Annotated in this window: 8 protein-coding genes; 5 read left to right on the top strand and 3 right to left on the bottom strand. The window is 55.8% G+C overall.

From position 1 onward, the window contains the following. Nucleotides 1-24: 24 nt before the first annotated feature. Nucleotides 25-1,377, bottom strand: a complete 1,353-nt coding sequence (yegD, locus tag INF86_RS16445) for a molecular chaperone (RefSeq protein WP_193543722.1) — start codon at nucleotides 1,375-1,377, stop codon at nucleotides 25-27. Nucleotides 1,378-1,507: 130 nt separating this feature from the next. On the opposite strand from yegD, the gene alkA reads away from it, so the two are divergent. Further along, complete coding sequence (alkA, locus tag INF86_RS16440) at nucleotides 1,508-2,380, top strand: DNA-3-methyladenine glycosylase 2 (RefSeq protein ID WP_193543721.1); 873 nt, start codon at nucleotides 1,508-1,510, stop codon at nucleotides 2,378-2,380. Here alkA and INF86_RS16435 read toward each other — a convergent pair. Next, a complete protein-coding gene (locus INF86_RS16435) occupies nucleotides 2,345-5,674 on the bottom strand; it encodes a diguanylate cyclase (protein ID WP_193543720.1) in 3,330 nt (1,109 codons plus the stop codon). The two genes, alkA and INF86_RS16435, sit on opposite strands and share 36 nt — an antisense overlap. Before the next feature lie 342 nt (nucleotides 5,675-6,016). On the opposite strand from INF86_RS16435, the gene udk reads away from it, so the two are divergent. From udk to asmA, 3 genes are all read left to right on the top strand, one after another. Further along, nucleotides 6,017-6,658, top strand: a complete 642-nt coding sequence (gene udk, locus INF86_RS16430; RefSeq protein WP_000130320.1) for a uridine kinase — start codon at nucleotides 6,017-6,019, stop codon at nucleotides 6,656-6,658. Between the two features lie 91 nt (nucleotides 6,659-6,749). Continuing rightward, entirely contained in the window at nucleotides 6,750-7,331 is a 582-nt protein-coding gene (gene dcd, locus INF86_RS16425; RefSeq protein ID WP_006811250.1) for a dCTP deaminase, read from the top strand. A gap of 23 nt (nucleotides 7,332-7,354) precedes the next feature. Then, complete coding sequence (gene asmA / locus INF86_RS16420) at nucleotides 7,355-9,205, top strand: outer membrane assembly protein AsmA (protein WP_063137678.1); 1,851 nt, start codon at nucleotides 7,355-7,357, stop codon at nucleotides 9,203-9,205. Nucleotides 9,206-9,295: 90 nt separating this feature from the next. Here asmA and INF86_RS16415 read toward each other — a convergent pair whose 3' ends face one another. Next, complete coding sequence (locus tag INF86_RS16415; protein ID WP_023306574.1) at nucleotides 9,296-10,879, bottom strand: TerC family protein; 1,584 nt, start codon at nucleotides 10,877-10,879, stop codon at nucleotides 9,296-9,298. A 693-nt stretch (nucleotides 10,880-11,572) separates the two neighbouring features. Between INF86_RS16415 and INF86_RS16410 the strand changes: the two genes are divergently transcribed. Beyond that, the gene (locus tag INF86_RS16410) at nucleotides 11,573-12,709 is read left to right on the top strand and encodes a polysaccharide export protein (protein ID WP_022648641.1); all 1,137 of its coding nucleotides are present in this window, start codon (nucleotides 11,573-11,575) and stop codon (nucleotides 12,707-12,709) included. The last annotated feature ends 2 nt before the right edge of the window (nucleotides 12,710-12,711 follow it).

Genomic DNA, 12,711 nt, shown 5'->3' with positions numbered 1-12,711 from the left:
AAGCCGCCACCCGGCACAACCCCATTAGCTAAACACCACCTGCGCCCAGCGGGCCAGTCCTGCCGTAACGGAGCCAAAGTCATCGCCGCCGGCAATCGGGATCCCCGGCAGCTGTTCCGCCAGCGCTTTCTTGATCAGCGGTGAACGGGCGCTACCGCCGGTCAGGTAAATCACGTCCGGTTTCTCTTTGCCATTCTCAAGCGCCAGCTGCACCTGCTCCAGAATACGCTGTAGCGGCTGAGCCAGCGCCATTTCCAGCCCTTCCTGGGTGATAGCCGTAGCCAGATCGTCACTGATAAACGGTAGCGTAACCGCATGCTCAGGACGATCGGAAAGGGCAATTTTGCTCTCTTCGGCGGTGCGCACCACCCGGTAGCTCAGACGCTGACGCCACACCTTATACAGCAGCGCGACCTTCTCTGCATCCTGCGCATCACGCACCAGATCGTTAAGGAAACGCCCATTCGCGGTGCTGTAAAAATCACTCTGGGCAGGGACGTCGTTGATGGCAATCGCATTCCACCATGGCAGGATCGGCAGGGCGATGCCTTTCTCGGTTTGACCGCCCATGCCGAGCAGCGGCATCAGGCTCTTGAATGCCAGGGCGATATCCAGATCGTTACCGCCCACGCGGCAGCCGCTGTGCCCCAGCAGGCTGTTTTCACGATCGCGACGATGATGCCACTGCGGACCCATCAGCAGTAATGAACAGTCCGTCGTACCACCGCCGATGTCCACCACCAGCACCCGTTTCTCTTCCTTCAGCGTTGCTTCAAAATCCAGCCCCGCCGCAACCGGCTCATACTGGAACACCACGTCACTGAAGCCAGCCCGGTGCGCTGCACGCTCAAGGATCCCCTGCGCCTGCTGGTTGGCTTCGTCGCCGCCCAGCCCCTGGAAGTTAATCGGACGGCCAATCACCGCCTGGGTGATGGCATCCGGCACCTGGGATTGCGCCTGATTGCGGATGTGCAGCATCATCGCGCAGACCAGATCTTCAAACATCGCCACCTGCTGTGGCTTCAGGCCGCTGGCGCCGAGGAAGGATTTCGGCGATTTAACGAAGTAGACCTCTTCCGGGTCTTCAATGTACTGCCCGAGGGAAGAGAGGCCGAACTGCACGCTGGAAGGGGTAACGTCGATATCTTCCTCGCGGTTAAAGCTGACCGCACGGCGCAGCAGCGCCTGGGTTTCCGCCGCCGTGGCCGGAACCTGATGATGGCGGAACAGCCACTCGCTCACCGCTTCACGCGTGGGCGCACAGAGCATTGAAGGCAACAGCGTACTGCCGTTTTCCATTTTCAGGAGCTGTGGTTGTCCGTTTTGCATTATCGCAACCGAGCAGTTTGCGGTGCCGTAGTCGAATCCAATAAACACAATAAATCCCCATGCCGGTGAGAAGGGGCGAGACTTTAGCGAAATGTCTGCCAGGCGACAACAGGAATATGAAAGCAAGGCGCAACGCGATCTTTCGGTTTATGCTGAGGTAAATACAAAAGGAGGGACGATGTACACCCTGAACTGGCAACCGCCCTACGACTGGCAGTGGATGTTTGGCTTTCTTGCCGCGCGTGCGGTCACAGGGGTTGAGACCGTTACGGAGGATTACTACGAACGCAGTTTTGGCTATGCGGGGCACCAGGGCGTTTTACGGGTTACGCCAGACAGCGCAACCCATACGCTGGCGGTGTCGCTCAGCCCTGGCCTGATCCCGGTGGCGGATATTTGCCTGGATCGCATTGCCCGCCTGTTCGATCTTGGTTGCGACCCGCTAAGAATTGCGCAGACCCTGGGCGACCTCGGCGCGGCGCGGCCGGGGTTACGTTTGCCGGGCGCGATGGATGCCTACGAGCAGGGCGTGCGCGCCATTCTCGGGCAACTGGTGAGCGTGGCGATGGCGGCAAAACTGGCGTCAAGAGTGGTGGCGCTGTGCGGTGAACCCATCCAGGACGCGCCGGGCTACCTCTGTTTTCCTCCGCCAGAGGTACTGGCCGCGGTGGATCCGCTGGCGTTGAAATCCCTTGGGATGCCGCTCAAGCGTGCGGAGTCGTTGATTCATCTGGCGCAGTCGGTGGTGGAGGGTGAATTCCCGCTGTTCCCGCCTGCGAACGTCGAGGCCGGGATGAAGGCGCTACAGCAGCGCCCCGGCATCGGGCGCTGGACCGCAAATTATCTAGCCTTGCGCGGCTGGCAGGCGAAGGATGTTTTCCTGCCGGATGATTATCTCATTAAACAGCGCTTTGCCGGTATGACGCCCGCGCAGATCCGTCGCTATGCCGAGCGCTGGCAGCCGTGGCGCTCGTATGCGCTGTTACATATCTGGTATACCGACGGCTGGTCGCCGTCAGTTGATGGCGAAATAGCTGGTATTCAGCAGTAGATCGAGCGGCTGCGCTTCCCCGATGGTATCGCCGTAAATAAAGTCAATGCCGATGCCCGACAGCGTATTCATCATGATCGACTGATGGCATGGCCCGGCAATGGTTTTTATGCCCAGACGCTGGGCGTGGCCCTGAATGATGGTCACCATCATCTCATCCATCAGATTGCCGTGGACGTTGGTTACCACGTCTGCATCCAGCAGCAAATAATCAGCGGTGTTGGCGCTGAGCTGGCTGAAGACGTTCATATCGCGTCCAACCCGGGTCAGCACCACGCGACAGCCAGCCTGACGAAGCTTTTGCAGACCCTGCTGCACGTTTTCATCCGTATTGCTCAGCACATCAACGGCGATCGCCAGATGCAGCAGCCGCGCCGGCAGCGGACCTCTGGTGATCAGGTCGAGCAGCTCATCCACCAGCGTGACGCTGGCTAAACCCGCTTCTGAGAGCGGCAGCGCGACGCCCATCCCTTTGGCCGCCACCTGTGCGGCATAGGTACGGAAAAATTCGCTGAATATACGTCGGTCAAGGGCGTGCAGCAGCTCCGGCTCCGCCAGCCCGGCGCGGAAGGCATGCTCTTCCAGCACTTCCCCCTGGCTGGTCCACAACCGCAGGGAAATCAGCCAGAAGCTACTGCTCTCGGGAATGCGCGGTGAGGCGACGCTGCGGGCGATCATCAGCAGATGATTATCTTTGATCATGTGCCACTGCTCATCCAGCGACATCATGCTGCGCGTGCTGTGGATCCGCTCCTGCTGGGGTTCATAGACGGTGACCACACCGCGCCCGCTGTTTTTCGAGGCGTAACAGGCTATATCGGCCTGAGACATCACTTCCGCTGTCTGATAATTAGCGTTGTCAATCAACGTGATCCCCGCGCTGGCGCCGATGCGGTGCAGGCGTCCTTCCCAGGAAAAATGATAGTTGTTAATGGCGTCGATCAACCGGCCCGCAATATAGCGTGCGCTTTCGACGTTGCAGTCCGGCAGCAGCAGGCCAAACTCGTCGCCGCCCAGACGCGCCAGCACGTCGCTGGAGCGCAGCATGGTCAGCATCAGCGAAGAGAGTTCGCGCAGGAGCGCGTCGCCCGCCGCGTGGCCTGCGGTATCGTTCACCGCCTTAAAACGGTCAAGATCGATAAAGACCAGCGCGTGACGCTGATGGGTCTCCTGTACCGTCTGCAACAGGCGCTTAAGATGGTTTTCAAAACTGACGCGGTTCGCCAGGTGGGTAAGGGCGTCATGGGAAGCGCTGTAGCTCAACTGGCGCAGCATTTTGCGCGACTCGGTGACATCCTGAATCACCAGCACCGAGCCGATAGCGTGCCCCTCCAGTGTGCTGAGCGGGGTAATGCTGTAATGAATGTCGAAACTGCCGCCATTCCGGCAGTTAAGCACCACATCCTGTTCGATATCGGTACGGGACATATCGCCGCTGTGGATGTTTTCCATTAACGGGCCGTTCTCGCCGAAGGTAATGTGCAGCACCTTCAGAACGGGCTGACCCAGCGCTTCGCTTTGCGACCAGCCGCTCATCTTCTCGGCGACCGGGTTCATAAAGGTGATGTTCATGTCGATATCGGTGCACAGCACCGCTTCGCCGATGGAGTCGAGGGTGATATGCAGGCGCTCTTTTTCCTGAAACAGCGCCTCGTTCAACTGCTTCACCTCGGTCATATCCATGTTGATCCCTAACAGCCGCTCCACTTCGCCCTGTTTGTTCAGCACCCGGTTCGCCAGCGAACGAATGTGGCGAATGCCATCCTTGACGCGAATGCGAAATTCCAGCTTGAAAGGCACCCTGGCCTGGAGTGACTCACGCAGTACCTGTTCGGCGTGCGGACGATCTTCAGGCACCATGGCCGCATGCCAGAGCTGCCAGGTAGGTTTAATGTGCGGGGGGATCTCGTACAGCTCAAACATCCGTTTATCCCAGCTGATCACGTCCGGCTCGAGATCCCACTCCCAGATCCCGATGCCGCCGGCTTCGTTCGCGAGGGTGATACGCTCCATCAGACGCTTATTCACCCACTCGGTCTGTTTCAGGTCGTTGATGTCTTCAATCTGGGCAATAAAGTAGAGCGGCGTACCGTCGGCATGGCGCACAACGGAAACGGCCAGCAGCGCCCACACCACCTCGCCGCTGCGGGTGTAGTAGCGTTTTTCGAGGCTGTAGCTGTTGATCTCCCCGTTAATCAGCTGTTGCAACTGCTCCAGGTCGGTATTTAAATCTTCCGGCCAGGTTAACTGCTGGAACGTGAGCGACTGAAGCTCAGACTGACTGTAACCGAGGAAATTGCACAGCGCCTTGTTGGCCTGAAGCCACTGGCCCTCAATGCCCACCAGCGCCATACCAATGGCGGAATATTCCATCGCATTACGAAAACGTTCTTCGCTTTCCGTAATATGTTTACGCTCGGCCCGGAAGGCATACATCACCATCGTCATAATGTTGGCGGGGAGCAGCATCATCAGGAAGGGAAGCCATGGCGCGTTGAAGGTCACCATCATGTTTGAAGGTGTCATGGAGGGCGGGTTTCGCGCCATCATCAAGGACACCATCATGATGGTGAATAAAAAAATCAGGAATGCTTCCATTCGCGGCAGGCGTACCGCGCTCCACATCAGCAAAACGATGATGCAGGTGAACGGCCACGGCAGCCAGGTGATTGCCGTCCAGCTAAGAACCAGCGTAACGACCAGGGTCACCAGCGTTTCCAGCAGCAGTCTCGGGTTGCGGTGGCGCAGCAGGTAATGCGGTTTAAACAGCAGACCTAACGGTACAAGCGCCAGCGCGCCAATGGCTTCTGAAAGTACCCAAAACAGAAAATTACGCAGCGGCTCCGCGCCTGGCACCAGAAAATGAACCAGAATGCCGCCCACCAGCGGCGGCACCAGGGCGCTGCCGAGGGCAAGGCGTATCCAGTCGTTGAGGTTTTGCAGCGGGTTATACCAGGGGAGCAGCTTACGCAGCAACACCGCACCAACACAGGCCTCAATAATATTGATTGCCGTGTAGGTTAAGTTGATTGATTCCCATGAAAAGAGCATCCACGAGGCAAAAATATTGCCAAAGGAGCAGGCGAGGGCGATGCCGGGCCACATTTTTCCCGCATGGCGGTAAAACGCCACCATCATAATGGAGGTCGGGAACCACAATGGCGCCAGCAGCGTACCGAAGCGAGTCAGCTCAAGGGAAAATAAGGTGAAGATGAACGTGACCAGACCCAGACAGACAAGCCGCAGTAAAGGATGTGGGGTAGTAACCAAAACCCGCTGGTATTGTTTATTCATTACCGCTCTATCCAGGGACGCCGTGTTGTCAGGAGCCAGCTCCGGACGCGTGAAATCATTAATTTGGTTTATGCTAGTACAAACATTTTACAATTCATATGCTGAGTGCTCAGATTTTGACTTCATAGACTTATAAAATAGTTACTCTGCGAAGAAGGGGGATGAAATGGTGAAAATCCGTGCGTAAAAATTTCGCTAAAGGCGTGAAACGGCGCTTTTCAGCCCGCCTCGCATAACCTGCGCATTCGACTGGTATCACGCCCCCGAAATCCCTATAATTGCCGCGTTTGACGCTCCGGCGTCGTCCTTCCTTACATCCAGGTTAATCAGGTCGCTAAATTTATGACTGATAAGTCTCATCAGTGCGTCATCATAGGCATCGCCGGCGCATCGGCTTCAGGTAAAAGTCTTATTGCCAGTACGCTTTATCGCGAACTGCGTGAACAAGTGGGTGATGAGCATATCGGTGTTATTCCCGAAGATAGCTATTACAAAGATCAATCCCATCTTTCGATGGAAGAGCGCGTAAAAACCAACTACGACCACCCCAGTGCGATGGATCACAGCCTGCTGTTCCAGCATCTGGAAGCGCTGAAGCGCGGCGAGGCGATTGAGCTGCCCGTCTACAGTTACGTGGAACATACCCGCACCCAGGAAACGATCCGCATTGAGCCCAAGAAGGTGATTATTCTTGAAGGGATTTTGCTGCTCACCGACGCCCGTCTGCGCGAATCAATGAACTTCTCGATTTTCGTCGATACCCCGCTGGATATCTGCCTGATGCGGCGTATTAAACGCGACGTTAACGAACGCGGTCGCTCCATGGACTCCGTGATGGCGCAGTATCAGAAAACCGTTCGTCCGATGTTCCTGCAATTTATTGAGCCTTCTAAACAATACGCCGATATTATTGTGCCTCGCGGCGGTAAAAACCGTATTGCCATTGATATCTTAAAAGCGAAAATCAGTCAGTTTTTTGAATAAGCCGTGTGAATTGTGTACCGTTCAGAGATAACCTGGTTTTGCCCTGACGCCGTAAGGATTCAGGGCGCGATGCACGAAAGGAGAAAGTGCCATGCGTCTTTGTGACCGCGATATAGAAGCCTGGCTGGATGAAGGCCGCCTGTCTATCACCCCGCGTCCGCCGGTTGAGCGTATTAACGGCGTGACCGTCGATGTACGTCTGGGGAATAAGTTCCGCACCTTCAGCGGCCACACGGCACCGTTTATCGACCTCAGCGGGCCGAAAGACGAAGTCAGTGCGGCGCTGGATCGCGTCATGAGTGACGAAATCGTCATCGAAGAAGGAGAGGCGTTTTATCTCCATCCTGGCGAACTGGCGCTGGCGGTGACCTTTGAATCGGTCACGCTGCCTGCGGATCTGGTCGGCTGGCTTGACGGACGCTCTTCTCTGGCGCGTCTGGGCCTGATGGTGCACGTCACCGCGCACCGTATCGATCCGGGCTGGTCTGGCCGTATCGTGCTGGAGTTCTTTAACGCCGGTAAACTGCCGCTGGCGCTTCGCCCGGGAATGATGATCGGTGCGTTGAGCTTCGAACCGCTGACCGGCCCGGCAGACCGTCCTTATAACCGCCGTCAGGACGCAAAATATCGCGACCAGCAGGGTGCGGTTGCCAGCCGTATCGATAAAGACTGATCTGTGAGTTCACTGAGGAAGCCATGAGAAGAGTTCTGACAACGCTGATGATTTTGCTGGTGGTGCTGGTGGCTGGCCTTTCAGCGTTGGTGCTGCTGGTTAACCCGAATGACTTCCGGGCCTACATGGTGCGGCAGGTTGAAGCGCGCAGCGGGTATGAACTCAAGTTGGACGGGCCGCTGCGCTGGCACGTCTGGCCGCAGCTCAGCATTCTCTCCGGACGTATGTCGCTCACCGCGCCGGGCGCGGCGCAGCCGCTTGTTACGGCGGATAACATGCGTCTTGATGTCGCGCTCATCCCGCTCTTATCCCATCAGCTCCAGGTTGAACAGGTGATGCTGAAAGGGGCGGTGATTCAGCTTACGCCACAAACCGAAGCCGTTCGTCAGGCGAATGCTCCGGTCGCACCGCGTGAAAATACTTTGCCTGACGTTCCGTCTGACACCGGCTGGTCTTTCGATATTGGTAATCTGAAAGTCGCTGACAGCGTGCTGGTTTTCCAGCATGAGGATGACGAACAGATCACCGTCCGCAATATCAACCTCAGGATGGAGCAGGACGCCAACCATCACGCGACCATGGAGTTCTCCGGGCGGATCAACCGTAATCAGCGCGATCTCAACCTGTCGATGAATGCGAACGTGAACGCCTCTGACTACCCGCACCAGCTGACGGCGGACGTTCAGCAGGTCAACTGGCAGCTGACCGGCGCGGATTTACCCGCGAAGGGGATCGCCGGCCAGGGCACGATGCAGGCGGTGTGGCACGAAGAGCGCAAACAGCTCGAACTTAACGCGCTCAACCTCCAGGCCAACGACAGTTCCCTGAAGGGGCAGGCGAGCGTCACGCTTGATGAGAAACCCAAGTGGGTGTTGGATCTGCAATTCGACAAGCTGAACCTTGAGAACCTGCTCGCGGCCCAAACGGTGAATGCGACCGATGAGGGTGTCGCGCAGGTAGGGCAAAGCCAGGTCACGCAGTCGCGTCCGGTGATCTCCTCCAGTCTCGATCTGCCTGACTACAATGGTCTGCGCGGATTTACCGCCGACATTCTGCTGAAAGCGAACAGCGTGCGCTGGCGTGGGATTGATTTTACTGACGTCAACAGCCAGATGTTCAACCACAACGGCCTGCTGGTCATCTCTGAGCTCAGCGGAAAAATGGGGGCAGGAAATCTCTCCCTGCCGGGCACGCTGGACGTACGTAAAGACGTTGCCAGCGCCGCGTTCCAGCCGCGTCTGGAAAACGTTGAGATTGGCACCATCCTGAAAGCCTTTAATTACCCGATTTCCCTCACGGGGCAGCTGTCGCTGGCCGGGGATTTCTCCGGCACGAAGATTGATGCGGACGCCTTCCGTCGTAGCTGGAAGGGGCAGGCGCACGTTGAGCTAAAAGATTCGCGCATGGAAGGGCTGAACTTCCAGCAACTGGTGCAGCAGGCGGTAGAGCGCAGCAGCAGCGTGAAGGCGAATGAAAACTACGACAGCGCAACCCGTCTCGACAGCTTTACCAGCGAGCTTGCCCTCGACAACGGTCAGCTCTCGCTCGACGAGATGCAGGGAATCTCGTCCCTGCTGGCGCTGACCGGAAACGGCGCGCTGGATCTGGTGAAAGAGACGGTTGACACCCGCTTCAACGTCCGCGTGAAGGCCGGCTGGGAAGGGGAAGGTCAGCTTGTCGAGTTCCTGAAAGAGACGCCGATACCGCTGCGCGTGTACGGAAAATGGCAGGAACTGAATTACAGTTTGCAGGTCGATCAGATCCTGCGTAAGCACCTTCAGGATGAAGCGAAACGTCGGCTGAATGACTGGGCGGACCGCAATAAAGAGTCTCAGTCTGGTAAGGACGTGAAAAAGTTGCTCGATAAGCTCTGATGCCTGTTGTGCCGGGTGGCGGCTTCGCCTTACCCGGCCTACAAAAGCCAGACACCGTAGGCCGGGTAAGCGAAGCGCCACCCGGCTTTTTTACACCTCAAAATCCATCTCATCTTCACCGCGCAGCGGTATCAGCTGCACCTTCTGCACGCGATGGCTCTCTACCTGCAAGGTTTTGATCATGTAATTCCCCACCTGGACCTCTTCGCCCGGCTGCGGAATACGTTGCAGATATTCCATCAGCAAACCGGCGATGGTGTGGTATTCGCGCTTCTCGTCCAGCGGAAGCGGAACGAACTGCACCAGATCTTCGAGCGGCATATGGCCGTTGGCGGTCCAGCTGCCGTCTGCGTTTTTCTGAATATCGTGGCGTGCATCGATCTCATCCACCTCATTAGGCAGATTACCGGCGATGGTTTCCATCACGTCGCTGAGTGTCACCAGCCCTTCCACAGAACCAAACTCATCAACGACAAACGCGAAGTGGGTACGCGCGTTGCGGAACTGCTCCAGCGCCGAGAGCAGCGGCAGCGCTTCCGGGAAGACCAGCGGCTGGCGCACCAGCGCGCGCAGGTTGAGCGGCTCACCGTGAAGCTGCTGTTGCAGCAGGTCAATCACGTGTACCACGCCCAGCAGCTCTTCTTCCTCTTCTCCGCCGGTCACCACCACGCGGGTGTGCTGGTTTTTATCCAGCAGGGCACGGATCTGCTCTTCCGGTGCCGTCAGGTCAATATGCTCAATGTCGTGGCGGGAGGTCATGATACTGCTGACCGAGCGCTGGTTGAGGTTGAGCACGCGCTCTATCATCCGGCGTTCCTGCGGGTTGAAGATCTGCCCGTCGCTGTGGTCGGCTAGCATCGCAGCGGATTCAGCATCCAGCTCGGCATCCTCTTTTTTGCCGCTCAGCAGGCGCATCACCGTATCTGCGGTGCGCTGTCGTAATGTCTGGTTCGCGGAAAGAAAACGGCGGCGGTTGAAAATGGCCAGCTGGTTAAGAAACTCAATAAGCACCGAGAAACCAATGGCTGCGTACAGATATCCTTTCGGGATATGGAAGCCAAAACCATCTGCCACCAGGCTAAAGCCAATCATCAGCAGGAAGCTCAGACAGAGAATGACGATAGTCGGGTGACTGTTCACGAAGCGCGTCAGGGCTTTACTGGCGAGCACCATCAGGGTGATGGCAATGATCACGGCGGCCATCATCACCGCCAGATGGTCAACCATCCCGACGGCAGTAATCACGGAGTCGAGAGAAAAGACGGCATCCAGCACCACTATCTGCGCGACCACCGGCCAGAATTTAGCGCCGCGCCGCTGGGTGGGGTTTTCACTGTCTTTTCCTTCCAGCCGCTCATTAAGCTCAACCGTGGCTTTGAACAGCAGGAACAATCCGCCGAAAAGCATGATCAGGTCGCGGGCGCTAAAGCTCAGACCCTGCACGCTGAATAAGGGTTTGGTGAGCGTGACCAGCCATGATATTGAGGCCAGTAACAGCAGACGCATCACCATGGCGAGCAGAAGACCCGTCACGCGGGCGCGGTCGCGTTGTGAAGGGGGTAATTTATCGGCAAGGATGGCGATAAACACCAGGTTATCAATGCCGAGCACTAATTCGATGACGACCAGCGTCACCAGCCCGGCCCAGATTGATGGATCGGCAATCCATTCCATAGTAAATGCAATACCTTCTGTTATATGACTAATGTCACACTTCGATCATGGATAAAGCAGACGGAAATTGCAATGCCGGGGTGAGATTTCTCTTAATGCTACACTCAGGTAAAACCCATTTACGGGGCGGTGTAAATAAGTTAAATGCGAAGATTTAATTACAAAAGACGATATTTAGGATATATCGCAATAAATGGTGTGGCGTTCTATTTTGTCAATATAAAGAAAATCCGAAAACCTCAAAACTTTGCTCTTAATATTAATCTTAAAAACGAATATTAGGACGGTTGTCTCCTTGCCTGCTATTAGGTTAGCTGCAACAATTCTTCCAGCATCAAATGTTAAATCTCCTTGTTGCTATTTTTGTTTCAGTCTTTGGTGAAGGTTATACATTATCAATCACCCGTTTAAGGTGGCGGATATATTTCTCAAAAGGCCTGATCCAAGAGGGTGTCTAACCATAACGCATTGTTTAGTCAGTGGATTGGTAACTGAAAGCCAAGGGCGGTAGCGTGCCTGAAAGCGTGTGAATCAGCCTCAATTATTCTGTCAATAGCCAATGGATGAATAAGCTTTTTTTAGGACTGATGCCAGTTATATTGCTAAATGATTAACTGCATTCTGATTGTCACCACGACCCGCGCTTATTTTAATTGCACAGGATAATTACTCTGCCAAAGTGATAAATAATCAATGATGAAATCCAAAATGAAATTGATGCCATTATTGGTGTCTGTGACCTTGATGAGTGGTTGCACGGTCTTTCCCGGCAGCAATATGTCAACAATGGGCAAGGATGTGATTAAACAGCAGGATGCTGATTTTGATCTCGACAAAATGGTGAATGTTTACCCATTAACCCCACGTCTGGTAGAACAATTACGCCCACGTCCGAATGTTGCTCAGCCAAATATGTCTCTGGACCAGGAAATTGCCTCTTACCAGTATCGCGTTGGTCCAGGTGACGTCATTAACGTGACCGTCTGGGATCACCCGGAACTGACCACACCTGCGGGCCAGTACCGCAGCTCAAGCGACACCGGTAACTGGGTACAGTCCGATGGCACCATGTTCTATCCCTACATTGGCAAAGTGCACGTCGCGGGAAAAACGCTTGCTGAGATCCGTAGTGATATTACCGGCCGCCTGGCGCAGTACATTGCTGACCCGCAGGTGGACGTTAATATCGCCGCGTTCCGATCCCAGAAAGCCTATATCTCAGGCCAGGTCAACAAATCCGGCCAGCAGGCTATCACTAACGTCCCGCTCACCGTTCTTGATGCGATCAATGCCGCAGGCGGCTTAACCGACGGTGCTGACTGGCGCAACGTGGTGCTGACCCACAACGGCAAAGAGCAGCGCATCTCGCTTCAGGCGCTGATGCAAAACGGTGACCTGACCCAGAACCGTCTCCTCTATCCGGGCGATATTCTTTACGTGCCGCGCAACGACGATCTGAAAGTGTTCGTGATGGGTGAAGTGAAGAAACAGAGCACCCTCAAGATGGACTTCAGCGGTATGACCCTGACCGAAGCCCTGGGCAACGCGGAAGGTATCGATCTGACCGCCTCCAACGCCAGCGGTATCTTTGTGATCCGTCCGATCAAAGGCGAAAACGCGAAAGGCAAGATTGCCAACATCTACCAGCTGGACATGTCCGACGCGACGTCGCTGGTCATGGCAACGTCGTTCCGTCTCCAGCCATACGATGTGGTCTATGTCACCACCGCGCCGGTTGCCCGCTGGAACCGTCTGATCAACCAGTTGCTGCCTACCATCAGTGGCGTTCGCTACATGACGGATACGGCGAGCGACATTCATACCTGGTAAGC

It is taken from the genome of Enterobacter cloacae complex sp. I1M (genome assembly GCF_014982425.1).
GTDB classification, from domain to species: Bacteria; Pseudomonadota; Gammaproteobacteria; order Enterobacterales; family Enterobacteriaceae; genus Enterobacter; species Enterobacter intestinihominis.
This window is presented reverse-complemented; position numbering and strand designations above follow the sequence as displayed.

What these genes read in the sequence shown, in the direction of transcription:
- asmA (WP_063137678.1), top strand. Translation starts at nt 7,355, where the DNA reads ATGAGAAGAGTTCTGACAACGCTGATGATTTTGCTGGTGGTGCTGGTG.
- INF86_RS16435 (WP_193543720.1), bottom strand. Translation starts at nt 5,674, where the DNA reads ATGAATAAACAATACCAGCGGGTTTTGGTTACTACCCCACATCCTTTA.
- dcd (WP_006811250.1), top strand. Translation starts at nt 6,750, where the DNA reads ATGCGTCTTTGTGACCGCGATATAGAAGCCTGGCTGGATGAAGGCCGC.
- alkA (WP_193543721.1), top strand. Translation starts at nt 1,508, where the DNA reads ATGTACACCCTGAACTGGCAACCGCCCTACGACTGGCAGTGGATGTTT.
- INF86_RS16410 (WP_022648641.1), top strand. Translation starts at nt 11,573, where the DNA reads ATGATGAAATCCAAAATGAAATTGATGCCATTATTGGTGTCTGTGACC.
- INF86_RS16415 (WP_023306574.1), bottom strand. Translation starts at nt 10,879, where the DNA reads ATGGAATGGATTGCCGATCCATCAATCTGGGCCGGGCTGGTGACGCTG.
- udk (WP_000130320.1), top strand. Translation starts at nt 6,017, where the DNA reads ATGACTGATAAGTCTCATCAGTGCGTCATCATAGGCATCGCCGGCGCA.